Genomic DNA, 23247 nt, shown 5'->3' on the forward strand with positions numbered 1-23247 from the left:
CGGAAGACAGGCAACAACGTCTGTGCGGTAGCCTGAGCAGAGGCTAAGGAAGAGGAGGTTAAAGGCTTCGCGGCGCTCGCTATCCGGAGACTGGATCTGTTGATTATTTAGGCGTTACAACAGGCGACATGCTTTCTATAGATAACGACTATCAATTCGACTGATTTCAACTCCCAGGGCTGGCGGCATATCGTTTGTCCCAAGCAAAGTTCTGGAGGCGACCATGTCACACATCAATATCATGTCAGTAGTCGGCAGTGCAGTACCCGCGGCGTTACGGGCCGCAGGATCTATAGCCTGCTGGTATGTAGTAATTGATGGCGTGCAAAAGTCAGGACCTTTCACATCCCTTGATGCTGCCATTGCCAACCAGTCGGTGTGGGAATTTGAGCTGCTCATGCGTCATAAGGGCCTCCAGTCATTTGCTGCTTAATTTTTTAGTACAGCCATAGTTTTGCTGTTCCGCTTTGTCCCCTGTGTTGCTCCTCCCTTTACCCGCCTTCGTGGCGGGTTTTCTTTGTCCGCTATTACCTACTGAGTCGTTGCGATTAATTTGCTATCTATGACGTGTCGAGGATGTAGCGGCCGACGCTGCGCGCTAAACTTGCGCATCAAATGCCAGCGGTGTCTGTTGTGAAGTGGGATATTTTCTGCAGTGTGGTCGATAACTTCGGCGATATCGGGGTGACTTGGCGGTTGGCCAAGCAGCTGGTTGCTGAACATGATGCGACCGTGCGCCTGTGGGTCGATGATGTCAGTGCCTTTGCGAGGATTTGCCCGGCGGCAGATGCCTGCGCTGATCATCAGGTGCAGCAGGGCGTGGATGTTTACGCTTGGCATGAGCGATGGTCAGCCATTGAGCCGGGCGATGTAGTGGTAGAAGGCTTTGCCTGTCATCTGCCAGACGCTTATGTGGCTGCAATGGCTGCGCGTGAAGGCAAGCCGCTGTGGTTGAATCTGGAATATCTCAGTGCAGAAGACTGGGTCGGGGGCTGTCACGGCTTGCCGTCAATGCAATCCAATGGCTTGCAGAAATACTTCTTTTTTCCTGGGTTCACCGCGGATACCGGTGGCTTGCTACGTGAGGCCGCGCTGGTGCATGAACGCCAAGCCTTCCAGGCGGATGCCGCGGCAGGGGTGAGTTTTTTGCGTGGGCTCGGCGTAGAGCCGATCAATGGTGCACGCCTTATCTCCTTATTCGCCTACGAGAACAAGGCGCTGGATAGTTGGCTGGATGCGTTGTCGGCGCTGCCGCAAACCACTCAACTACTGGTGCCTGAAGGGCGAATTCTGGGCGATGTTCAAGCCTGGCTTGGCGGTGGAAAGCTGCTGGCGGGTGATTGTCAGGTACTCGGCCAACTGCAAATCAACGTGCTGCCATTCCTTGAGCAAAGCCAATACGACCGCTTACTGTGGAGTTGTGATTTTAATGCGGTGCGCGGTGAGGATTCATTCTTGCGTGCTCAGTGGGCCGGGCGGCCAATGCTTTGGCACATCTATCCGCAAGAGGAGGGCGCTCATTGGGACAAGCTCAATGCGTTCCTGAAACTTTATACTGAAGGTTTATCTGCGCCTGCCAGAGAGGCGCTAATTTCACTGTGGCGAGACTGGAATCGCGGGCAATCGACGACTAAAAGTTGGTCTTTTTGGTTGGAAAACGCCGAAGAGCTGACCATTCATGCAGAAAAATGGTGTCTAGAACGGGCTTCTCGTACAGATCTTGCTGCTGCGCTGGTGCAGTTTCAGCAAAATTGGATATGATACGCCACCTAGAATTCTGTAACTCCATTCATATCCGGATATTAGTATGAAAACCGCACAAGAAATGAAGCCCAACAGTGTGGCTCTGATCGACGGCCAACCTTGGCTCATCCAGAAAGCCGAGTTCACCAAATCCGGTCGTAACAGCGCCATCGTTAAAATGAAGCTGCGCAACCTGCTTACCGGATCTTCGACAGAAACCGTTTACAAAGCTGACGACAAGCTCGAGCCTGTCATCCTCGACCGTGTTGACGTAACTTACTCGTATTACAGCGAGCCTAACTACGTGTTCATGGACGAAGAGTTCAACCAGTACGAGTTGAACAAAGAAGACCTGGAAAGCGTAATGCCTTACATCGTCGACGGCATGACTGACGTTTGCGAAGCGGTCTTCTTCGAAGGCAAAGTGGTATCGGTTGATCTGCCAACCACTATCGTTCGTCAAATCACTTACACCGAAGGCTCCGCTCGCGGCGACACTTCTGGCAAAGTGATGAAGCCTGCCAAGCTGAGCAACGGCACTGAAGTCAAAGTTGCTGACTTCTGCGAGATCGACGATTGGATCGAAATCGACACCCGTACTGGCGAATACAAGTCGCGCGCTAAAGCTCCAGTTTGATCTGAGCTTTAAGCCGTCGTAAAACCTGACACATGTCATGTGCCAGGTTGACCAGATGGTCATCCCGACACCCTGCGAGGGCTCCGCTTTCGCAGGGTGTTTTTATTTGGGAGCATGACCATGGGCGGCGTAACACTGGCCGCTATCGACCTCTGCAGGCATACGGTCTGAACACGCCGGGTCGAGAACTGTTTCGCAACAAGTGTTCACCTCAACACCCGTGGCACGGTCAATCTGTAGGTGATGCGACACGAAGTTGTTGCGCTTCGACACCCGGACCTGTGTCAATGCCGTTTCAAGGGCAAATTCGTTAATATTGTACGGATCAATCGGTCAAGGCTTTTACAAGAAGCCATCGACACCCCAGTGGTTGTGCTTAACCTGCACGGCGACGTTTCCCCCGATCCTTCGGGAAACCCTCGGAACTCATTAATTTCTGCATGTGGTATTCCCTTCTATGACTCGTTTAAAAGGCTCGGATCTCCTGGCCCTTGGTTTTATGACGTTTGCGCTTTTTCTGGGCGCAGGCAACATCATCTTCCCGCCGAGCGCTGGTATGGCGGCAGGCGACAATATGGGTATGGCGGCGTTTGGCTTCTTGCTTACTGGTGTCGGTTTACCCCTGCTAACCATCGTTGCACTGGCCCGGGTTGGTGGCGGCATGGCGCTGCTCACTGCACCACTGGGTAAGGCCGCGGGCATTGCTTTTGCGGTTGCGGTTTATCTGGCTATTGGTCCGTTGTTCGCAACCCCGCGTACTGCAGTGGTTTCGTTTGAGATGGGCGTCGCGCCATTTACCGGCGAAGGCGGTACACCGCTACTGATATATACCTTGGCGTATTTTGCGGCGGTGATGTTCTTGTCGCTCAATCCTGGTCGGTTGGTCGATCGAATCGGTAAGTTCATCACCCCTGTTTTGTTGGCTGCCTTGTTGGTGCTTGGCGGCGCGGCATTACTGGTGCCGGCAGGTGAGATCGGCCAAAGCACTGCGCAATATCAGTCTGCACCCTTTGTGCAGGGTTTCTTGCAGGGTTATCTGACCATGGATACCTTGGGTGCATTGGTCTTCGGCATTGTTATCGCCATGGCGATTCGTGATCGTGGCGTGACAGATAGCAAGTTGGTCACTCGCTACTCGATCATTGCTGGATTGATTGCCGCAACGGGGCTGTCACTGGTGTATCTGGCTTTGTTCTACCTCGGTGCGACCAGCCAGGGTATTGCCGGTGAAGCGCAGAATGGCGTGCAGATTCTCACTGCTTATGTGCAGCACACCTTTGGTATCACGGGTAGCCTGTTGTTGGCGGTGGTGATTACGCTAGCTTGCCTGACCACTGCGGTAGGCTTACTGACTGCTTGTGGTGAGTTCTTCAGCGAGTTGTTGCCAGCACTGCCGTATCGTGTAGTGGTGTTGGTGCTGGGTGTATTCAGTTTGTTGGTGGCGAATCAGGGGCTTACTCAGTTGATCAGCCTGTCAGTGCCGGTTTTGGTCGGTTTGTACCCGCTGGCCATTGTGCTGATTTGCTTGAGCTTGCTTGATCGGCTCTGGCTATCGCCGCGTCGAGTGTTTATCCCTGTGATGTCGATTGCATTCATTTTCGGTTTTGAAGCTGCGTTATCAGCCGCTGGCTTTAAAAACCTGGTGCCGAGCTTCTTCTCGATGCTACCGCTTTCTGAGCAGAGCTTAGGCTGGGTGTTGCCAGTATTGGCAACGCTGCTGCTGGCAGTGATCGTCGACCGCATTGCAGGGCGTAGCGCAGCTGTAGCTGTCTAGGCTTAGGCCTGGTGCTAAAAAGCCGCCCATGAGGCGGCTTTTTATTGCGATCTTGTTGCCAGTCTCGACTCAATTATTGATGAGACTGAGGAACTCACTGCGTGTGGCTGAGTTTTCGCGGAATTCGCCGAGCATCACTGAAGTTACCATTGAGGAGTTTTGCTTCTCAACACCGCGCATCATCATGCACATATGCTGGGCTTCGATGACCACCGCAACACCGAGCGCGCCTGTGACTTGCTGAATGGCTTCGGCAATCTGGCGGCTGAGGTTTTCCTGAATCTGTAAGCGGCGTGCGTACATATCAACGATGCGCGCAATTTTCGACAGGCCCAAGACTTTGCCGCTTGGGATGTACGCCACGTGTGCTTTGCCGATAAACGGCAACAGGTGGTGCTCGCACAGCGAATACAGTTCGATGTTCTTGACCAGTACCATTTCACTGGCATCGGAGCTGAACAGTGCACCGTTGGTAACTTCTTCCAGTGTTTGCTGGTAGCCGCGGCAGAGGTACTGCATGGCTTTTGCAGCACGTTTAGGGGTGTCGAGCAGGCCTTCGCGGGAAACATCTTCGCCAAGCTGACCGAGAATCTGGGTGTAGTTCTGTTCCAGGGACATGGATCTTCCTGTTGGGACTAACAAATATGCACAGACGCGCAGGGTAGGGTGCAGATTGCCGACTGGCAAGCGCGGCGTACGCCAAGCTGATACAGATTTAACGTCAACGGGTAATACCGCTGGCTAATCTTACAGATTATGGCGCATTTAATCCTCGTCACGGCCATCCATCATCGTGCGCTTGAGCACTATGTAAACGGCTCCTGTACCACCATGCTTTGGCTGGCAAGAGGTGAAGCCGAGAACCTGCGGGTGCTGACGAAGCCAGGTGTTGACGTGGCTTTTGATCATGGGCTTACGGCCGTCGACGCGCACAGCTTTGCCGTGGGTCACGCGCACGCAGCGCACTTCGAGCTTGCAGGCCTCAGCTAGGAACTCCCACAAGATGTCCCGGGCTTTCTCAACGCTCATGCCGTGTAGATCCAGGCTGCCATCGAATGCAATCTGGCCAAGCTTCAGCTTGCGCATCTGGCTTTCCTGCATGCCGTTTGCCGCCCAGTAAAGCGGGTCCTCGGGGCCAACATCGATCACGAATTGGTCCGACAAACCATCAACCTTGGTTGTGTTTGCGCGCACCGTAGCGTTCTGGCGTAGCGTGGCCAGCTTGGATTTATCGAGCTTGGGCTTTCCGGTATCGGCGCGATCATGCTTGATCGGTCTTACGCCTTTAAGTTGAGCCTGAAATAATGAAAAGTCATCGTCTTGCATTGTGGCCTCCACACTGGCCACTAGTGTAACCAAGGCAGCCACATTCCGGCTGCCTTCATGTGTGTTGAATGGTTAAAAATATGAAGTGCTTTAGTCAGGCTCGACTGAGTTGAGGCTTACTTGCGCTTTTTCATCAGGTGGCGAGACATGCTCAAATCGCCAGGGCTGCGTAATCGGCGGCGACACATACGCCAAACCGAAATGCTGATCCACAGCAGCAGCAGGCCAATAACCAGTATTACTGCAGAGCCCGTTGGTGAGTCATTGAGGCTGCCCAGCGCAGGCGGTCGGCCGAGCAGGGTGGCTGCTCCTGCCATGGCGAGGAGCACTCCGGCCACAGCAAACAACGCGGCTAGCGCTGAGGCGAAACGCATTCGCCAGTTACCCGTTCCTCGTGGGCGCAGGCGACGGGCATTGAAACCATCGGATTGCTTCATTCCGATTTCCTTTTGGGTATCGGCGTGTGACAGGCACAGGTTCTAGTGGTTCAGAACTTTAGCTGGATGGACTGTATCAAAAGCTGTTGCTGTTACTTGTCTCTCATTAACTCAGTAGGGCGCTGGCATCTGCAACCACGGCTGCAAAGTTGTCAGCGAGTGCAATCATTTCAACGCGGTGCATCTCGGCGCCGCTAATCACCTGGCCATCAAGGGTCGGTAAGTCCCGCGTAGCGCAGGCAGCGTCAACCATGGTGCAGCGGTAACCATAATCTTTGGTGGCACGCACTGTGCTGCTGACGCTGGAGTGGGTCATGAAGCCGCAGACAATTAAGTCCAATCGCCCCAGCGCCTGCAGGCGTTCATGCAGTTCGGTGCCTGAGAATGCGTTTGGCAGGCGCTTTTCAATAACCGGCTCACCTGCCAATGGAGCAAGCTCAGGGATGTGGTTGCCGCGCGGGCCGCGTGGATCCAAGACACCGTCAGGAATACCTAAATGCTTAACGTGCACGATGGGGGTGCCAATGGCCCGTGCTGCGTCGAGCAGTTTGGCGATCTGCGCCACCGCCTGCTCGACCTGCGGTAATTTCAGTACACCGCTGCGATACTCTTCTTGGGTGTCAATAACCAGCAGAGTCGCGGTCTTCAAGGTGGCAGGGGCATGGCTACGGCCAGTTAGCTGCAGTAGCGTTTGGGGGTGCGACATTAAAAGGCTCCTTGTTGACTCTAACGGCAATATTCATTGTCTGCCAGTCTGGCGCTGCTGTGAACCTCTTACTGCATTAACGGTTCAATGCAGCCGCAAAGTTCAGTCGCCTGCTCAGACTCATAGACTGGAAATGTTGGACAACTTGCTGCTCGTACATGGTTCTGGTGTAGCGCTGTAAATCAGGATGCTACACCTGCATTGGGTCGAATAATGGCAGTAAGCCAGCCTAAAAAGCCAGTGTTCAGCCCGCACAATTGCCTGATCAATCAGATTTCTATTGCTGTTTTGTTACTGATTAAAAAATCTGCGCTGTTCGGGCTAAGTATTCAGCTTTAATGGGCACATGCACTGCCTTCGAGTACGGGGCGATTCTTATACTGAATTTCGGCCAAGGTTGCATCAGTGGCACGCTTTTTTATTGCGCCATGCTGTATTCGCAGTGCTTTGCTATGTGCTGTTAAACTGGCGGTTCATCTTTAAAGGAGAGAGTGTGTGACTGACGTTTGCGCTGCCCAACCTACTCGTCTACGGACAATTCGTGACTACATTCGCCGAGCAGTGTCTCGTTTCCAGTCCGAGGAGCTGTTTTTTGGGCACGGTGCCGATAACGCATGGGATGAGGCGCGTCAGTTGGTGCTGGGGGCTTTGCATCTGCCGCACGAAATCGCCGACAGCTATCTTGATTGCCGTCTTGAAGATGAAGAGCATGCGCGCTTGCAAGAGCTACTTGCGCGTCGTATCGACGAGCGGGTGCCAACTGCTTATTTGCTGGGTGAAGCGTGGTTTTGTGGCTTACCTTTCCTGGTTGATGAGCGGGTTTTGGTACCGCGCTCGCCGATTGCTGAGTTGATCAACAATCGATTCAATCCTTGGCTCGCAGGCGAGCCCACACGAATTCTTGACCTGTGCACCGGTTCAGGTTGCATTGGTATTGCCTGTGCTTATGAGTTTCTCGATGCAGAAGTGATACTGGGTGATCTGTCGTTCGAGGCGCTTGAAGTCGCCAATCAGAACATTGAGCGCCACGGTATCGAAGACCGGGTATTCACTGTGCAAGGTGATGGCTTCGATGGTTTGCCGGGGCAACGCTTCGACTTGATTGTTTCCAATCCTCCCTATGTCGATGCAGAAGACTTTGCCGACATGCCTGATGAGTACAAGCACGAGCCTGCTTTGGGGCTAGCCTGCGGCAATGACGGTCTGGATCTGGTGCGACGCATGTTGGCCGAGGCGGCTGATCACCTGAACGAGAAGGGATTACTGATTGTTGAGGTCGGTAACAGTCAGGTTCACGTTGAAGCCCTTTACCCAGAAGTCGACTTCACGTGGCTGGATTTCCAGCAAGGTGGCCATGGCGTGTTTTTGTTGCCTGAAAAGCTTTGCCGCGAACATCAGGAATTGTTCCGCTCACGTTTAAACGCTTGAGGGCTAAGCAGGCCCCCGGGGGTTGGGGCCTGGCTAGTGCGTTGCAATCCAAATTAATAGGCCTGCCTGAAACACGCTAAAGGTTACCAGGCAGGCGATGGTAAAGCGCAGGCTGCCATCCTCGCGCTTGTACTGTGCAGCGCGCTCTTCCATTTTTCGCAGCTTGGTTTCTTGTTCGCTGAGTGCTTGGTCGGCGCGTTGCAGCATTGTGGCTGCTTCAAGTGTTTCGACTATTTGCACCTTTTCACTGTGCCAGTCGCTATGCAAGACACTGACGCGTGCTGCGCTATAGCTAGCTTTTAGCTGGAGCGGGTCTTGGTATTCAATGGTGAAGCCTTGGGTTTGCAAGAAGTGGTCGCGGCGGGCACGGGCGTCATCCGTTGGCGCATATTTGATGTGCAATGCACCGCCTTCGACCAAGTAGTGCGCACAATGTTGTTTTGCCCAGGCAACGCCTTGAGCGACCAGAAAACGGCCTAAGCCACGATTGATCGGCTCTAGATGCAAGCCTTTATCAGGGCCGAAGCGCAGCTCACGAGCACGATGATCAATCCATACTTCCAGCGAATTGATGTGTTTGCGCACCGCTTGATCGGGCAGGGTGATCGTCAGGCGTAGCATGCTCAGTTGCGGGCTATGTCGTTCAACACGACCTAATTGCACAAAACGCAGCGGCCGCGCGCCGGTATGGCGGTCGATCGGCAGCGCGGCGAGCCTTAGCAGGCGAAAATGTTCAGCCCCCAGTTCAGCCCAGGGGTGAGCCTTTTCTTCCGGCTCGGTAGTCGCCCCATCTGTGGGCTGCACCGTGTTTGCAGTGGTCATGTGTGGCGATCCTGTGCGCTGGTGTGATCTAAGCGTTGCGCTTGCTCAGGTGTTATCGGCCGTCTTGTAGGAAACTGGAGGGGATCAGCTACCAATGTTCTGAATAAAGTTGGTAATGTGTTCAGTCAGCATGCGTGCCAAGGGCAATTTGGGATTGTTGTACGAGGCCAGTTGCGCTTTCAGATCGAGGGGAACAATGCGCATCGCATGATTCATGCCTTCAACCAGTGCCAGCTCAGCATCAGGCTTCGCTTCCTTGAGCATCAGCGCGTCTGCGACATCAACTTGAATATCGTGATTGCCTTGAAGAATCAGTGCCGGTATCTGCAGCCGAGCAAATGCCCGCGATGGATCTTGCTGGAACAGGCTGATCAAGTAAGGTTGAACGGCTGGGCGAAACAGCACCTGCATGTCGTCAGGGATGTTATCGATAGTTTTGCCAGCTTTCAGTGCATCAAGAATATACATGCTGACTGCCAACTGCTTGGGCGGCAGGCGGTGGCTGAGTTGCTCACGCAGCACTTGGTCGATTGGCCGGGAACTGCCTGCAATTGAAATCAATGCATCTGCCCTGGCATCCGGGGCGGCCAGAGTGGCAATCAATGCGCCTTCGCTGTGCCCAATCAATACCAGCTTATTGAAGCGTTTATCGGCTTTCAGTTGACGGCTCCAGCCCACGGCATCTTCCACATAGCGCTCAACACTGAGGTTGCGCTCATCGGGGGTGGCGGGTTGGCTCTTGGCTACGCCGCGCTTGTCGTAGCGCAGGCTGGCTATTCCGTGTTTGGCCAGCGCGTAGGCAAGCTTGCGCAAGCCGTCATTATTACCGCCGCCTGGGTTGTTGCCGTCACGATCAGTCGGCCCAGAACCAGCGATTAGCAGGGCGACAGGTATCGCCTCGTTGCTTTGCGGGGCAACCAAGGTGCCAAATAATTCACCCTGACTGGTTTGCAAGCTGACAGGACGTTGAGAGATAGGCGTCGGTGCTGCATGGGCAAGGCCCGCTAATAGAGGAAGCATCAAGAGAACAACTCGCAGCATGTTGAGGGCACTGTTTAGTAAGGTTGAGGGACAGAGGAACTAGCCTGATTCTTAAATGCTTTAAGCAAGACCAATGAAGGCATCTTGGCATCAGCGAACTATTCGACGCGTATTATGCAACAAGGTTCGAGGATGAAGTGTCGCACCTGTGCAGGTATACTTGCGCGCTTCATTAATGTCCTGCTTGCCATGATAGACGTTCAGTGCCTTAGGCTTACCGCTGGCGTTGTCGCGATCAGACTCATGGTGCGGTGCAAGGTTAATAATATCGCGGAGCGTTTTGCACATGTCCGGCAATACCTACGGCAAGCTGTTCACCGTCACCAGTGCAGGCGAAAGCCACGGCCCAGCACTGGTTGCTATTGTTGATGGCTGCCCTCCGGGGCTTGAGCTTTCGCTCGAAGACATGCAGCGCGACCTTGACCGGCGCAAGCCTGGCACTAGCCGCCATACGACTCAGCGTCAGGAAGACGATGTCGTCGAAATCCTGTCTGGGGTGTTTGAAGGCAAAACCACTGGCTGTTCGATTGGCTTGTTGATTCGCAATACTGATCAGAAGTCCAAAGACTACTCCGCGATCAAAGATGTGTTCCGTCCAGCACACGCGGACTACACCTACCATCACAAGTACGGCCTGCGCGATTATCGCGGCGGTGGTCGTAGTTCGGCGCGTGAGACGGCAATGCGGGTTGCTGCCGGAGCTATCGCCAAGAAGTTTTTGGCGACTCAAGGCATTGTAATTCGGGGCTATATGAGCCAACTCGGGCCTATCCCGATTTCGTTCAAGTCTTGGGACAGCGTTGAGCAAAATGCATTTTTTTGCCCTGATCCGGACAAAGTCCCTGAACTTGAAGCCTATATGGACCAGCTGCGCCGTGATCAAGACTCCGTGGGTGCAAAAATCACCGTTGTTGCAGAAGGTGTCATGCCGGGCTTGGGTGAGCCGATTTTTGACCGCTTGGACGCTGAACTCGCACATGCATTGATGAGCATCAACGCGGTTAAAGGGGTTGAGATTGGCGCAGGTTTCGACAGCGTTGCCCAGCGTGGTACAGAGCACCGTGACGAGCTAACCCCTGAAGGATTCCTCAGCAATAACGCAGGGGGAATTCTCGGCGGGATTTCTTCGGGTCAGCCAATCATTGCGCATTTAGCGCTCAAGCCGACCTCTAGCATCACCACCCCAGGCCGCTCGATTGATATCAATGGCAATGCCGTTGATATGATCACCAAAGGCCGTCACGACCCTTGTGTCGGTATTCGCGCAACCCCGATTGCCGAAGCGATGATGGCCTTGGTTCTTATGGATCATCTGTTGCGTCACCGCGGCCAAAATGCAGGCGTCCAAGTTGCAACGCCGGTCTTGCCGCAGCTGTGAAACCCGTTGTGTACCGGCTTGAGCCAGGTGTTGCAGCAACGCAACGCCTGACTCAATCAAGTGACTGGCTCATCGCCTTGGCACATCGCTAAATGTCGGCTGCATTGCCGTATTGGCGGTTGTCCGGGTTTTACTTCTTCTACTTTTCGCTGCTCGGTGCTACGGCGCCGTTTTTGGCCTTGTATTTTGACCACCTGGGTTTTGCGCCCGCGCGAATAGGCGAGCTGATCGCGATCCCCATGTTGATGCGCTGCGCTGCACCAAATATCTGGGGCTGGTTGGGCGACTACACCGGCCAGCGTTTGGCAATTGTGCGATTCGGCGCGGTTGCGACGTTGTTTTGTTTTAGCGGTATTTTGCTCGATAAAAGCTACGCTTGGTTGGCGCTGATCATGGGCCTGCATGCTTTTTTCTGGCATGCCGTGCTGCCTCAATTCGAGGTCATCACCCTTGCGCACTTGCGAGAGCAGACTGCGCGCTACAGCCAGATTCGCCTGTGGGGCAGTATTGGGTTTATCGTGGCGGTAGTGGGGCTGGGACAGCTATTTGAGTGGGTCAGCCTCGATGCGTATCCGTGGGCATTGATCCTGGTCATGAGCGGTATCGTTTTGAGCAGCTTCTGGGTGCCTAATGCGCAGCCGCAAAACCGTCCGCATAATCCTGCTGATGGCGGCTTTATCAAGCAACTGCGGCGGCCCGGTATCGCGGCGTTTTACCTCTGCGTTTGTCTGATGCAGCTGAGTAATGGCCCGTATTACACCTTTCTGAGCCTGCACTTGGAGAACCACGGTTATAGCCGTGGTGCAATCGGCGTGTTGTGGGCGCTCGGTGTGCTCGCTGAAATTATTCTGTTTATGTTTATGGCTAAACTGCTGGTGCGCTTTTCATTGCGTAAAGTATTACTGGCCAGCTTTCTGATCACCGCTGTACGCTGGTTGTTGCTGGGTAACTATGCCGACAACTTGTGGTTGTTGCTGATTGCCCAGTTGATGCACGCGGCGACTTTTGGCAGCTTTCATGCTGCGGCGATCCATTTTGTACAGCGTAGTTTTGCTGATCGTCAGCAAGGTCAGGGTCAGTCATTTTATGCGGCGACCGCTGGAGTCGGTGGCGCATTGGGCGCACTTTACGCAGGCTACAGTTGGAATACTTTAGGCGCGGCGTGGACCTTTTCGCTCGCCAGCCTGGCAGTACTTGCTGCTGCCATCATCATTGCCACTCGTTTGCAGGAGGATCGGCCGTGAGCCTTGATCAGCAACCAGCGCAACAGCAACCAGATCAAAACCAACCAGATCAACAGCAACCCGAGCATCATTACTTGAGCCGCGAGCATCTGACCCAGCAAATTATTGATGCTGGGCGTTTTCTTTATGGCAAAGGCTGGTCGCCAGCGACCAGCAGTAATTACTCAGCACGTTTATCTGATGATAAAGCGCTGTTGACTGTGTCCGGTCGGCACAAAGGCGAGCTGGGTTTCAATGACGTGCTGGCAACAGACCTTGAGGGCAATAGCCTTGAGGAAGGTAAGAAACCGTCTGCTGAAACGCTGCTGCACACCCAACTGTATAAGTGGCGTAAGGACATCGGTGCGGTGCTGCATACGCATTCGGTTGGCGCCACGGTACTTACGCGTCTCACCGAAGGCGACACACTGCAATTTGAAGATTATGAGCTGCAGAAAGCCTTCACCGGTGTGACCACTCATCAATCAGTAGTGACCGTGCCTGTTTTCGATAATGATCAGGATATAGAGCGCTTGGCGAGCAAAGTTCGGCCTTGGCTTGAGGCCCATCCCAACTGTGTTGGCTACCTGATTCGCGGCCATGGTTTGTATACCTGGGGCGCACAAATGAGTGATGCTCTGCGCCAAATTGAAGCCCTTGAGTTTTTGTTTGAGTGCGAACTGCGGCTGCGCGCGCTGCAAAAGAATTAATTCATTGCAGGGCTGCCACACAACTGCCCTGAAGACGTACAAGGAACTCAGATTATGAGCATGCTCAGTGTTTATCACGAGTCGTCCCCCGAACTGCCAAATAAAGTGCTGACCCACCTTGAAGACATCGCCAGCACGCTAGATAGCGTCGGCGTGCGCTTTGAGCGTTGGCAGGCAAGCGCGCCACTTACTGCGGGTGCAAGTTCTGAAGAGGTAATAGCGGCGTACCGTAGCCAAATCGATCAACTCATGACCGAGCGCGGTTATGTCACGGTCGATGTCGTCAGCCTCACTGCAGATCACCCACAAAAGGCCGAGCTGCGCGCCAAGTTTCTCGACGAGCATCGTCATGGCGAAGACGAGGTGCGTTTTTTTGTTGCGGGGCGTGGCTTGTTTACCCTGCACATCGATGATTTTGTTTATGCCGTACTTTGCGAGAAAAATGATTTGATCTCGGTGCCGGCAGGCACGCGCCACTGGTTTGATATGGGGGAAAACCCATACTTCGTCGCGATCCGTTTGTTTAACAACCCTGAAGGTTGGGTGGCGCAATTTACCGGTGACAGTATCGCCAGCAATTTTCCGGGTTTGGACGACTAAGCCGGTGGCTGTTTCTTAAGTCTCACGCCGCAACTGGATATGATTTATTTCGCTCAACAGGCTAAGCCCCGCCCTTGGTTGTTGGCGTATTAGGAGCAAGCATGCCAATCAAAGCAATTCTCACCGATATCGAAGGCACGACCAGCGCCGTTAGTTTTGTCTTCGATGTGCTGTTCCCTTTTGCCGCAAAACATCTGCCAGATTTCGTTGTACAGCATGCACAAGACCCGGCTGTTGCCGAGCAATTACAGGCTGTAAGGGTTGAGGCGGGAGAGGGCGATGCTGACACGGTTCGGGTGATCGATATTCTGCTTGAGTGGATTGCTGCCGATCGTAAGGCAACCCCGTTAAAAACCTTGCAAGGCATGGTTTGGGCGCAGGGCTATGCCAGCGGCCAGCTCAAGGGGCATGTGTACCCAGACGCAGTTGAAGCATTACGCCGTTGGCATCAGGCGGGTTATGCCTTGTACGTCTATTCATCGGGTTCGATTCAAGCCCAGCAGCTGATTTTCGGTTGCTCTGAGGTGGGTGATTTGCGCCCGTTGTTTAGCGGCTACTTCGACACCACTTCCGGGCTTAAGCGCGAGGTTGGCTCCTATCAGAACATCACTCGGGCGATTGGGTTATCCGCCGATGAAATCGTTTTTCTGTCTGATATCGTTGAAGAGCTCGACGCTGCTCAGCAAGCCGGCATGCAAACCATTGGTATAGCTCGTGAGGGCGGCGAGCTGCGCGGCCATGAAACGGTTGCCAGTTTCGCGGTGATTGATCTCGACCGCTTTTAATTCATCCGCTCAACCTCAGTAGCGCCAAGCGCGTGAGCGGATCTTTTCGGGTTTAAAAACCGCTTTCGCGCAGCAGTACCGCAAATAGGTGGGTGACGCCTTCTGCCAGTAAACTACGTTTGGCGCCTTCGACCTGGATATCACCCAGGGTTTCATGCAGGCCGCTTGGGGCTTGCTCTAACTGAATCAATACATGGAACAGTGATTCGGTCGGGGTCAGGTCATTACTGTTCTGTTGGGTGCTCAGCGGGCCACCAAAGCGTGAGGCGAGCATGGGGCTGGCTAACTGATTGCTGCGCGTGCTGCCAATGGCGATTACCTTGCCCGACACTGGGGTTGGTTGCCCTTTGGCATAGAAACGCACAGCATCGCCCACACTTAGGCGGTGTACTTCATCCTGCTGGACATAGCCATCAGCCTGCCAGCGATCTGTCGCGATCAACACGCCGATGGGTTCTTTGTTGCTGATCCATTGGCCTGCCTTCCAATCTGGATTGATATCCAGCCATTCGCCATCAAAAGGCGCTTTTAATACCAGTCGGTCGATCTCAGATTGTGCCGAGCGCGCTTGCTCGTATTCCACCCAGAGCCTTTGCCGGGTTGCCGCTTGCAGCCTTAAACCTGAGCTGTCGGCTTGTAAGCCGGTGAGCTGATTTTCAATGCTACGCATGCTGGATTCACTTTGGCGCAGCTTGGAGGCGATGTCTGGCTGGTTCAGAACGGCCAGTTTGTCACCGGCACTGACCTTTCCTTTAGGGTGGATACGCTGAATGTGCGCTGGGTATGGTGAGAACACCTGTAGCTGTTGCTCAGCCCGAGCGACGCCATGAATATGGATCTGCGAGTGCCAAGGTAATGCCAGGAGAAGGGTGATACCGGCTAGGATTGAAACGAATACGTAACGTCGTTTTTGAGGGACTTCGCTGCGGTTTTGCCACCAATGTTTTAATTCTCGCCAGATCGGCATAAAGATGAACCATGAAAGCTCTACGATGAATAGGAAGATGCCCAGCAGTTTGAAAAACAGCAAGTAGACTGCGATTGCAATCCCTAGAAACAGAACTACTCGGTACAGCCAGGTGGCGAAAGCAAAGGCAATTAACGCGCGGCGCCTACCACTGCTGAAGGGCTCGGGCCATGGTTCATCCAGACCCAATATACTGCGTCGTAAAAAGATCCGTGCTTGCGCCGATGAGCGCTCATGTAGATTGGGGAAGTCGAGGATATCCGAGAGGATGAAGTAGCCGTCAAAGCGCATAAACGGGCTGACGTTCAGCGCCAGGGAGAGAATCCACCCCGTGGTCGCCAGATAGAGCAGGCCATTGCGTAGCGGCCCTGGATCGCACAGTGCCCAGCCCAATGTGGCGAGCCCAGCCAGTGACAGCTCAGTGATAATTCCTGCGCTGGCGATCGCCAGGCGTTGACTGGACTTACCCAGACGCCAGCTTTCCCCCGTATCGGTATAAAGCATCGGCCATAACACCACGAATGCCACGCCCATATGGGCGACACGCAAGCCCAGTCGTGTTGCAACCAGCGCATGGCCCATCTCATGCAAGCTTTTACCGATGATTAAGGCCATTGCGAACCCGAGCAAGCCTTCCATCGAGAATGACTCGACCACATCGTGGGTAAAGGTGTCCCACTGGTGCATGACCAACACGATGCCGGTCAGGCTGAGCAGTAAAATCGCCAGTCCTGTTTTGGCACTGAACAGCCAGCCGAGTGCGTGGTTAAGCCTGCTTAAATGGCGTTGTGGCCTGAGCAGCGGAATACGAAAGAATAGATAGTGATGCAGCCACCATTTCCAGCTCAGGCCTCTGTTGCCTTCGCTGCGTTTGCTCAGGCGATCAGTGGCTTGCATGTTTGGGCGCAGGAGTTGGTTTTGCTCAAGAAACTGGCTGAACTCCAGTACTTGTTCTGCATCGGGTTGCAGTGCGGTTTCTTGCGCTATTTGCGAACTGATCTGCTTCGGTGTTTGCCCCCAGCGTAACAGGCACTCAAACTCCAGCCAGCCAATCTGGTAATAACGATTGATCACGGTGTCTTCAATCACCCAGCTCGGTTCGCCGCTGGCGGTGGTGGCTGCTTCGCTTAGGCGCAAGTCCTCCCGCAGTGGAGGCAATGGCTGTTCGGTCGGGTCATTCATTACCAACCAGTCCAAGCCCGTACTGCAGAAAGAGGACGGCGCAGTAAGTAGTAGCCGAGCATGACATGTTCACCGTACAGCTTCGCCGTGCCGTGCAGGCCGAGGCGTGCATGCTTTGATTCACCATCAACGCTGGCCAGAAGTCGATATGCCACCACACCTTCATCAGTTGGTTTGGCTTTATAGCTGGTTTCCAATACTTGCCCTTGCAACGGACTCAGCGGATATGCAGTCAGGTACAAAGTGACAGGCGCGCCGGCTTCGAGCGCAATCGCATCAGCAACGGGTAGTTGAATGCGCATTGCCGGTGTTTTGGGGTTCGCCACTTGCAGGATTCGTTCGCCGGTTACAACCGGTTTGCCGAGCCAGTCATTAGGATCGCTGAATACGGCAACGCCCGCTGTCGGTGAGCTGACTTGGGTGCGTTGTAGCTGTGCGCGCACGGCATCAAACTCAGCCCGGCGTTGCTGAGCCCGTCCATTGAGTAAAGTGAGTTCGCTTTTGCTTTGAATATTGTCAAAAGCACGCTGACTGGCAGCCAACAGCTCGGCGTCAGCAACCGCAACTTCCTTGGCTAACACGTCTGCGCGGTTACGCAGGGTGGTTTCATCCAAAGTAAAAAGTAGGGTGCCTGCATCAACCGATTGATTAGGCCGCACATGCATTTGCGAAATAACCCCGTCGATAGGTGAACTAACGACCTGAGCCTGCTCAGAAACTATTTCCGCTGGAGCCAGTACAGTTTGCCGTACGGGGACCAATAACAAGGCGCAAAGCACCACAGCAGTGATTAGTAGCTGGCGCTTGCTGGGACGCCAGCCGAAAAACTTGTGCTGCACGGTTAATGCAGCCCAGCAATACGACCAGGTTTTCCATAGGCTATCGAGCAGTGGTACCAACGGCTCTTGCGGCGCTTGATCGAGTAGAAAAAAGACAATGCCCAAGCGCTGCTCAGTCGGGCCCACAATAGGTACGCAGAATATTCCAGTTGGCCACCACTCAGCCCAGCCTTCAGCGATGTCGGCAGGCGGGTCGAGTGTCTCGCGTGCAATCCACTGTGCGGAGTTGTCGGGTAATTGCTCGCTAAGCCAGCGGCTGGCGCGCGCTAGCCAGATTAAGTAGGGCGAGTCTTCAGTCGGTTTTGCCAGTCCGGAAACACACAGCAGCTCAAGCTTGTCGGCCCGCTGCGCCATGACCAACGCTTGCCGATATTTCAATAGCGGGTACAAGTCATTGGCCATTGAGAACGTCAGTGCGTTCAGCGTCTCAGCTTGTAACGCACGATCTCGAAGGGCGTTAAGGCTCAGCAATAATTGAGGGTGAGGGAGTCGGTCACTCATCTGCGGTTGGGAAACGGGCAATTCCACTCATTCCTACAATCAGGTCGGGGTGTTCAGCATCAAGCCGGGCCTCAAGCTCAACCGTCTGTGCCACCGCATCAACACGGGCATTGATTGCAGTGACGTGGGCAGAGTAAGTCTTGCCTGTTTCGTAAATGCTTACCTCTAGCGGCATGCCCTCGCGTAGTGTCGTCAAACGCGTTGAGGGCACATTCAAGCGAACCTTCAGCGCACCGTCACTGACCAGGTCAAGCAGCGGAGAGCCAGCGCTGACAGTTTGATAGGCCTTTACGTGAATCTTGGCGACACGCCCACTAAAGGGCGCCTTGACTACGCAGTAGCTGCTTTGTGCTTGCGCCATCAGTCGCGCGCCATCGGCTTTTTGAACTTCGGTTGACGCGATGGCAACCTCTAAGTCGCCAACAGCATCGAGTTTACGTAAGTTTTGCTTTGCGGAGAGATTCTGCTTAGCCATGGTCAACTCTGCTGCAGCGACTTTGGCGCGAGCCTGTGCCTCTTGGCAGTTGAGTTTAGCCAGTACCGCATCTTTTTTAACTTGCTTGCCGAGTGTCACATTCAGTTCGCCGAGCGTGCCGTTCATTTGGCTCGACAGTGTGGTTTCAAGATCTGCTGCGAGTAATACGCGAATAGCTGATGGATCATTTAGCCCTACTGCGGTAACAGGTGTTTCTGCGACTACTGGTGTAGCCATGATTCCTGCCAATAGTGCTGCGAGCATGACGGGTTTACGACTGCGTTGAAGCATTGGTGCTTCCTTGTGTCAGAGGAAGTAACTTCTCTTGTTCCTGTTGATCCATTTTCTTCTTCAATTCTGCAGCCAATGTCTTCACATCATAGCTTTTGACCACATCAGGCATGATATCTAAGCCCACTGAGTTATAGAGCCGACCCCATGCAGCTTGAGTGTTCGAGTAGGCGGCTTCACGCTGATAGCGCGAGAGCAGGTAGCGGCCTTCTGCGCGAATAACCTCCAGTTCTGAACCAACGGCTGTACTTTTTGCTGCGCGAGCATAGCTAAGCAAGCTTTGATCAACGCGTAGGCTTTCATTGGCGAACTCAAGTTGTTCGTGCGACAACTGATAGCGAAGGACGCCTACACGCACTTGCGTGAGGATTGCCATCGACAAGGCTAGGCGACGAGTGTCATCGGTCTTGGTCTGCGACTCTTCTGCATTATTCAGTGCAGGTAGTTGCAGCATGCGAATCAGGTTGACCGATACCTGCAGGCCGGTTTCTGACCAAGTATTGTTATAAAGGTACTTGTTCGAATCGTACTGATAGCTCCAATTGACACTGACGTTGGGCCAAAGCTGTGCTTTGGCGATTTTCAAATCATTGGCGTTGACCCGCTTTCGGTACCATTCCTCCATGATCTCTGGACGGTTTTCAAGCGCCGCTTGCTCAAGGGTTTCAATATTGGCTTTGAATTCCGGCATTTGTGGTTCGGGTTCGTCGCTGAGCACCATTTTCGAGCCAGGGGGGAGTGACATCAGCGCAGACAACTCGGCCTGGGCGAACTCCAAGTCTTGGCGACGCACACTCAGCAGGTCGATAGAGTCGATTAGGGCTCGTTGATAGGCGAGTGCTTCCTGGCGCGGCAGTAAGCCTCTATCTTCAGCGGAGCGTGCAGATGTAAGCGCGCTATGGGTGCGCTCCAATAGTTGATCGACCTCTGGCATTAAGCGCTGAGCGGCGAGGGCGCGCCAGTAAGCATTACGCACATCCTGCAGAACGTTTTGGGCAACCTTGCGACGGCGTTCCTCAGCCATCATGATCTGATCGGTCTTCTGCTGAGTGCGGTAATAGGCAACACCAAAATCCAGTAGGCTCCAACTCAGGCCGAGGCTATCAATATCGCGATAACGCTCTTCGGAGGTGGATGGACGCAAGCTCTGTTGGCGGTCTTCAATGCCGATAGAGGTACCGCCCGAATCATTGTTGCGCCCGGCGTAGCCTGCTGATGCAACCAAGCGTGGCAGCATCTCATGGCTGGACACATCGCGCAGATCGGCAGCTAACGCGCTCTCCATTAGCTTCAATCGGTAGTCGAGGTTGTATTTCAGTGCTCGCGCAACCGCTTCATAAAAGCTAATAGCGTGGGTGACCGGCTCTTGGTCCGCGTACATTCGCGCCTGATCTTCAAGAATCCGTTGCTGTTGCTCCTCGACTGTATAAGGACGAGGTTCCATGGAACTGCACGCAGTTAGCAGCGTGGCTGCGATGGCAAGGCTGAGTGTTTTAGTTGGTTGATTAAGCATTGCGATCCTTGCTCGGTCAGAGGCGTTAAAGGCAAGTAAAGCAGATATTGGCAGTAACGTAATGCTACTTGCGGCACTAATAAGTCAAACTCTGTGCAATCCAGGACGGGTAACCTTTAAGTCGTTACGCCGTGTGATTTGCACTGCTATAGGTCATTGGAATTTGCAGCATATATACTGTTGCATTCTTCAGTCCGGCCAAAGCTTGGTTGCAGCGCCTACCATCTGCTGCTGCATCTGATCCGCACCTAAATATAGTTAGCTGTCGAATCAAGTGAGGTGGTGCATACATTCCCTTCGAACGCCAAGCATCCTAGCTCAGCTCTAGCGGCCCGCATTTCGTAAGGTAGCGTTGAAGCGGGCGCGTACTAAACGCGCTCGTCATTGATACTAGTGGGAAATAAATAGCTTATTCAATCCTGGTTCGCCAGTTGATTTAAGTCATTTGAAGTTTTTGCTATTTAACCCTTGACGGCAAATCTGAGGTGCCTATAATGCGCACCTCTTCCGGCGTAGACCTCTCGGAAAACCTCTTGTAAAACAAGAAGTTAGCTTAAAAAGAGGGGTTGCAAAGCAGCGAAAGTTGTGTAGAATGCGCCGGGCTCTGAAGGGTGTTTAGTTGGCCTTTAGAGTGATCGCCACGGTGATCGAAAGCGGTAGAAAAAGAGGTGTTGACAGCGGTTTTGAACGCTGTAGAATGCGCCTCCCGCTGACGAGAAGCTGGTTTGATCGGAAGCGCAAGTGGTTGAGTAGAAACGGTTTTCTGCGGAAAAGAACTTCGAAAAACAGCTTGACAGTAAATGAGGCTGCTGTAGAATGCGCGCCTCGGTTGAGACGAAAGACTTAACCAACCGCTCTTTAACAACTGAATCAAGCAATTCGTGTGGGTGCTTGTGAGGTAAGACTGATAGTCAACAGATTATCAGCATCACAAAGCAACACTCGTTAATTCGAGAGTTACCTTACATTAATTTGTAAGTTTTGCGATTGCTGAGCCAAGTTTATAAGGTTTTCTCAAAACCTAATTGCAGTATTAAACTGAAGAGTTTGATCATGGCTCAGATTGAACGCTGGCGGCAGGCCTAACACATGCAAGTCGAGCGGTAACAGGAGGTAGCTTGCTACTTTGCTGACGAGCGGCGGACGGGTGAGTAATGCCTAGGAATCTGCCTAGTAGTGGGGGATAACGTTCGGAAACGGACGCTAATACCGCATACGTCCTACGGGAGAAAGTGGGGGATCTTCGGACCTCACGCTATTAGATGAGCCTAGGTCGGATTAGCTAGTTGGTGAGGTAATGGCTCACCAAGGCGACGATCCGTAACTGGTCTGAGAGGATGATCAGTCACACTGGAACTGAGACACGGTCCAGACTCCTACGGGAGGCAGCAGTGGGGAATATTGGACAATGGGCGAAAGCCTGATCCAGCCATGCCGCGTGTGTGAAGAAGGTCTTCGGATTGTAAAGCACTTTAAGTTGGGAGGAAGGGCAGTAAATTAATACTTTGCTGTTTTGACGTTACCGACAGAATAAGCACCGGCTAACTCTGTGCCAGCAGCCGCGGTAATACAGAGGGTGCAAGCGTTAATCGGAATTACTGGGCGTAAAGCGCGCGTAGGCGGTTTGTTAAGTTGAATGTGAAAGCCCCGGGCTCAACCTGGGAACTGCATCCAAAACTGGCAAGCTAGAGTACAGTAGAGGGTGGTGGAATTTCCTGTGTAGCGGTGAAATGCGTAGATATAGGAAGGAACACCAGTGGCGAAGGCGACCACCTGGACTGATACTGACGCTGAGGTGCGAAAGCGTGGGGAGCAAACAGGATTAGATACCCTGGTAGTCCACGCCGTAAACGATGTCAACTAGCCGTTGGATTCCTTGAGAATTTAGTGGCGCAGCTAACGCATTAAGTTGACCGCCTGGGGAGTACGGCCGCAAGGTTAAAACTCAAATGAATTGACGGGGGCCCGCACAAGCGGTGGAGCATGTGGTTTAATTCGAAGCAACGCGAAGAACCTTACCTGGCCTTGACATGCTGAGAACTTTCTAGAGATAGATTGGTGCCTTCGGGAACTCAGACACAGGTGCTGCATGGCTGTCGTCAGCTCGTGTCGTGAGATGTTGGGTTAAGTCCCGTAACGAGCGCAACCCTTGTCCTTAGTTACCAGCACGTAATGGTGGGAACTCTAAGGAGACTGCCGGTGACAAACCGGAGGAAGGTGGGGATGACGTCAAGTCATCATGGCCCTTACGGCCAGGGCTACACACGTGCTACAATGGTCGGTACAAAGGGTTGCCAAGCCGCGAGGTGGAGCTAATCCCATAAAACCGATCGTAGTCCGGATCGCAGTCTGCAACTCGACTGCGTGAAGTCGGAATCGCTAGTAATCGTGAATCAGAATGTCACGGTGAATACGTTCCCGGGCCTTGTACACACCGCCCGTCACACCATGGGAGTGGGTTGCACCAGAAGTAGCTAGTCTAACCTTCGGGGGGACGGTTACCACGGTGTGATTCATGACTGGGGTGAAGTCGTAACAAGGTAGCCGTAGGGGAACCTGCGGCTGGATCACCTCCTTAATCGACGACATCAGCTTCCTTATAAGCTCCCACACGAATTGCTTGATTCATTGCGAAAGACGATTGGGTCTGTAGCTCAGTTGGTTAGAGCGCACCCCTGATAAGGGTGAGGTCGGCAGTTCGAATCTGCCCAGACCCACCAATTGTTGAGGGGTTAGGCCTTGGATGTAAATGGGGCCATAGCTCAGCTGGGAGAGCGCCTGCCTTGCACGCAGGAGGTCAGCGGTTCGATCCCGCTTGGCTCCACCACTTTACAGATTGCTTGATTCGTTTTTGTTAGTGTTCAGAAAT

20 protein-coding genes, 2 tRNA genes and 1 rRNA gene are annotated in these 23247 nt (G+C 53.5%); 13 read left to right on the forward strand and 10 right to left on the reverse strand.

Translation table 11 applies throughout. The features are described from left to right. Positions 1 to 223: 223 nt before the first annotated feature. The 4 genes from B9K09_RS09545 (at position 224) to brnQ (ending at position 4154) form a co-directional block, all read left to right on the forward strand. Positions 224 to 433, forward strand: a complete 210-nt coding sequence (locus B9K09_RS09545; RefSeq protein ID WP_087516589.1) for a hypothetical protein — start codon at positions 224 to 226, stop codon at positions 431 to 433. Between the two features lie 182 nt (positions 434 to 615). Continuing rightward, complete coding sequence (gene earP / locus B9K09_RS09550) at positions 616 to 1761, forward strand: elongation factor P maturation arginine rhamnosyltransferase EarP (RefSeq protein ID WP_087516590.1); 1146 nt, start codon at positions 616 to 618, stop codon at positions 1759 to 1761. 46 nt (positions 1762 to 1807) lie between these two features. Then, the gene (gene efp, locus B9K09_RS09555; protein WP_087516591.1) at positions 1808 to 2380 is read left to right on the forward strand and encodes an elongation factor P; all 573 of its coding nucleotides are present in this window, start codon (positions 1808 to 1810) and stop codon (positions 2378 to 2380) included. Positions 2381 to 2837: 457 nt separating this feature from the next. Continuing rightward, positions 2838 to 4154 (forward strand): branched-chain amino acid transport system II carrier protein, encoded by a 1317-nt coding sequence (gene brnQ / locus B9K09_RS09560; protein WP_087516592.1) that lies wholly within the window; start codon positions 2838 to 2840, stop codon positions 4152 to 4154. Between the two features lie 69 nt (positions 4155 to 4223). On the opposite strand, the gene folE is transcribed toward brnQ, so the two are convergent. The 4 genes from folE to B9K09_RS09580 form a co-directional block, all read right to left on the reverse strand. Then, positions 4224 to 4772: a GTP cyclohydrolase I FolE gene (gene folE, locus B9K09_RS09565; RefSeq protein WP_087516593.1), complete on the reverse strand. Its 549-nt coding sequence runs from the start codon at positions 4770 to 4772 to the stop codon at positions 4224 to 4226. A 147-nt stretch (positions 4773 to 4919) separates the two neighbouring features. Next, positions 4920 to 5480 carry a Smr/MutS family protein gene (locus tag B9K09_RS09570; RefSeq protein ID WP_087516594.1) on the reverse strand — a complete coding sequence of 187 codons (561 nt, stop codon included), beginning with the start codon at positions 5478 to 5480 and terminating at the stop codon, positions 4920 to 4922. Between the two features lie 116 nt (positions 5481 to 5596). Further along, positions 5597 to 5917: a hypothetical protein gene (locus B9K09_RS09575; protein WP_087516595.1), complete on the reverse strand. Its 321-nt coding sequence runs from the start codon at positions 5915 to 5917 to the stop codon at positions 5597 to 5599. A gap of 106 nt (positions 5918 to 6023) precedes the next feature. Continuing rightward, complete coding sequence (locus tag B9K09_RS09580; protein ID WP_087516596.1) at positions 6024 to 6623, reverse strand: cysteine hydrolase family protein; 600 nt, start codon at positions 6621 to 6623, stop codon at positions 6024 to 6026. 495 nt (positions 6624 to 7118) lie between these two features. On the opposite strand from B9K09_RS09580, the gene prmB reads away from it, so the two are divergent. Further along, positions 7119 to 8051, forward strand: a complete 933-nt coding sequence (gene prmB, locus B9K09_RS09585; RefSeq protein ID WP_087516597.1) for a 50S ribosomal protein L3 N(5)-glutamine methyltransferase — start codon at positions 7119 to 7121, stop codon at positions 8049 to 8051. Positions 8052 to 8084: 33 nt separating this feature from the next. On the opposite strand, the gene B9K09_RS09590 is transcribed toward prmB, so the two are convergent. Further along, positions 8085 to 8873 (reverse strand): hypothetical protein, encoded by a 789-nt coding sequence (locus tag B9K09_RS09590; protein WP_087516598.1) that lies wholly within the window; start codon positions 8871 to 8873, stop codon positions 8085 to 8087. 84 nt (positions 8874 to 8957) lie between these two features. Continuing rightward, positions 8958 to 9914 carry an alpha/beta hydrolase gene (locus B9K09_RS09595; RefSeq protein WP_087516599.1) on the reverse strand — a complete coding sequence of 319 codons (957 nt, stop codon included), beginning with the start codon at positions 9912 to 9914 and terminating at the stop codon, positions 8958 to 8960. A 286-nt stretch (positions 9915 to 10200) separates the two neighbouring features. On the opposite strand from B9K09_RS09595, the gene aroC reads away from it, so the two are divergent. From aroC to mtnC, 5 genes are all read left to right on the forward strand, one after another. Further along, on the forward strand, positions 10201 to 11292 hold the full coding sequence (aroC, locus tag B9K09_RS09600; RefSeq protein ID WP_087516600.1) for a chorismate synthase: 1092 nt from the start codon (positions 10201 to 10203) through the stop codon (positions 11290 to 11292). 92 nt (positions 11293 to 11384) lie between these two features. Further along, a complete protein-coding gene (locus tag B9K09_RS09605; RefSeq protein ID WP_087516601.1) occupies positions 11385 to 12536 on the forward strand; it encodes an MFS transporter in 1152 nt (383 codons plus the stop codon). Positions 12537 to 12610: 74 nt separating this feature from the next. After that, a complete protein-coding gene (locus tag B9K09_RS09610) occupies positions 12611 to 13225 on the forward strand; it encodes a methylthioribulose 1-phosphate dehydratase (RefSeq protein ID WP_087519056.1) in 615 nt (204 codons plus the stop codon). Positions 13226 to 13279: 54 nt separating this feature from the next. After that, positions 13280 to 13825 carry an acireductone dioxygenase gene (locus B9K09_RS09615; protein WP_087516602.1) on the forward strand — a complete coding sequence of 182 codons (546 nt, stop codon included), beginning with the start codon at positions 13280 to 13282 and terminating at the stop codon, positions 13823 to 13825. 101 nt (positions 13826 to 13926) lie between these two features. Next, positions 13927 to 14610 (forward strand): acireductone synthase, encoded by a 684-nt coding sequence (gene mtnC, locus B9K09_RS09620; protein WP_087516603.1) that lies wholly within the window; start codon positions 13927 to 13929, stop codon positions 14608 to 14610. A gap of 52 nt (positions 14611 to 14662) precedes the next feature. Here mtnC and B9K09_RS09625 read toward each other — a convergent pair whose 3' ends face one another. Genes B9K09_RS09625 through B9K09_RS09640 form a run of 4 tightly spaced genes read right to left on the reverse strand, consistent with a single transcriptional unit; the run spans position 14663 to position 20309 of the window. After that, positions 14663 to 16759 (reverse strand): HlyD family efflux transporter periplasmic adaptor subunit, encoded by a 2097-nt coding sequence (locus B9K09_RS09625; protein ID WP_087516604.1) that lies wholly within the window; start codon positions 16757 to 16759, stop codon positions 14663 to 14665. Then, on the reverse strand, positions 16759 to 18099 hold the full coding sequence (locus tag B9K09_RS09630; protein WP_087516605.1) for an efflux RND transporter periplasmic adaptor subunit: 1341 nt from the start codon (positions 18097 to 18099) through the stop codon (positions 16759 to 16761). The genes B9K09_RS09625 and B9K09_RS09630 overlap by 1 nt, the downstream gene beginning before the upstream one ends. Next, complete coding sequence (locus B9K09_RS09635; RefSeq protein ID WP_157699340.1) at positions 18092 to 18865, reverse strand: efflux RND transporter periplasmic adaptor subunit; 774 nt, start codon at positions 18863 to 18865, stop codon at positions 18092 to 18094. The genes B9K09_RS09630 and B9K09_RS09635 overlap by 8 nt, the downstream gene beginning before the upstream one ends. Further along, positions 18846 to 20309, reverse strand: coding sequence for a TolC family protein (locus B9K09_RS09640; protein ID WP_371917440.1), 1464 nt, complete (start codon positions 20307 to 20309; stop codon positions 18846 to 18848). Before B9K09_RS09640 ends, B9K09_RS09635 begins: the two co-directional genes overlap by 20 nt. Positions 20310 to 21413: 1104 nt before the next feature. On the opposite strand from B9K09_RS09640, the gene B9K09_RS09650 reads away from it, so the two are divergent. The 3 genes from B9K09_RS09650 (at position 21414) to B9K09_RS09660 (ending at position 23205) form a co-directional block, all read left to right on the forward strand. Then, positions 21414 to 22956, forward strand: a 16S ribosomal RNA gene (locus B9K09_RS09650). Positions 22957 to 23021: 65 nt separating this feature from the next. Then, positions 23022 to 23098, forward strand: a tRNA-Ile gene (locus B9K09_RS09655). Between the two features lie 31 nt (positions 23099 to 23129). After that, positions 23130 to 23205 (forward strand) — tRNA-Ala (locus B9K09_RS09660). Positions 23206 to 23247 lie beyond the last annotated feature (42 nt).

Origin of the sequence: Pseudomonas sp. M30-35, from assembly GCF_002163625.1 — a bacterium.
Taxonomy (GTDB): Bacteria; Pseudomonadota; Gammaproteobacteria; order Pseudomonadales; family Pseudomonadaceae; genus Aquipseudomonas.

What these genes read in the sequence shown, in the direction of transcription:
- B9K09_RS09545 (WP_087516589.1), top strand. Translation starts at nt 224, where the DNA reads ATGTCACACATCAATATCATGTCAGTAGTCGGCAGTGCAGTACCCGCG.
- earP (WP_087516590.1), top strand. Translation starts at nt 616, where the DNA reads ATGCCAGCGGTGTCTGTTGTGAAGTGGGATATTTTCTGCAGTGTGGTC.
- efp (WP_087516591.1), top strand. Translation starts at nt 1,808, where the DNA reads ATGAAAACCGCACAAGAAATGAAGCCCAACAGTGTGGCTCTGATCGAC.
- brnQ (WP_087516592.1), top strand. Translation starts at nt 2,838, where the DNA reads ATGACTCGTTTAAAAGGCTCGGATCTCCTGGCCCTTGGTTTTATGACG.
- folE (WP_087516593.1), bottom strand. Translation starts at nt 4,772, where the DNA reads ATGTCCCTGGAACAGAACTACACCCAGATTCTCGGTCAGCTTGGCGAA.
- B9K09_RS09570 (WP_087516594.1), bottom strand. Translation starts at nt 5,480, where the DNA reads ATGCAAGACGATGACTTTTCATTATTTCAGGCTCAACTTAAAGGCGTA.
- B9K09_RS09575 (WP_087516595.1), bottom strand. Translation starts at nt 5,917, where the DNA reads ATGAAGCAATCCGATGGTTTCAATGCCCGTCGCCTGCGCCCACGAGGA.
- B9K09_RS09580 (WP_087516596.1), bottom strand. Translation starts at nt 6,623, where the DNA reads ATGTCGCACCCCCAAACGCTACTGCAGCTAACTGGCCGTAGCCATGCC.
- B9K09_RS09590 (WP_087516598.1), bottom strand. Translation starts at nt 8,873, where the DNA reads ATGACCACTGCAAACACGGTGCAGCCCACAGATGGGGCGACTACCGAG.
- B9K09_RS09595 (WP_087516599.1), bottom strand. Translation starts at nt 9,914, where the DNA reads ATGCTGCGAGTTGTTCTCTTGATGCTTCCTCTATTAGCGGGCCTTGCC.
- aroC (WP_087516600.1), top strand. Translation starts at nt 10,201, where the DNA reads ATGTCCGGCAATACCTACGGCAAGCTGTTCACCGTCACCAGTGCAGGC.
- B9K09_RS09605 (WP_087516601.1), top strand. Translation starts at nt 11,385, where the DNA reads ATGTCGGCTGCATTGCCGTATTGGCGGTTGTCCGGGTTTTACTTCTTC.
- B9K09_RS09615 (WP_087516602.1), top strand. Translation starts at nt 13,280, where the DNA reads ATGAGCATGCTCAGTGTTTATCACGAGTCGTCCCCCGAACTGCCAAAT.
- mtnC (WP_087516603.1), top strand. Translation starts at nt 13,927, where the DNA reads ATGCCAATCAAAGCAATTCTCACCGATATCGAAGGCACGACCAGCGCC.
- B9K09_RS09625 (WP_087516604.1), bottom strand. Translation starts at nt 16,759, where the DNA reads ATGAATGACCCGACCGAACAGCCATTGCCTCCACTGCGGGAGGACTTG.
- B9K09_RS09630 (WP_087516605.1), bottom strand. Translation starts at nt 18,099, where the DNA reads ATGAGTGACCGACTCCCTCACCCTCAATTATTGCTGAGCCTTAACGCC.
- B9K09_RS09635 (WP_157699340.1), bottom strand. Translation starts at nt 18,865, where the DNA reads ATGCTTCAACGCAGTCGTAAACCCGTCATGCTCGCAGCACTATTGGCA.
- B9K09_RS09640 (WP_371917440.1), bottom strand. Translation starts at nt 20,309, where the DNA reads ATGGAACCTCGTCCTTATACAGTCGAGGAGCAACAGCAACGGATTCTT.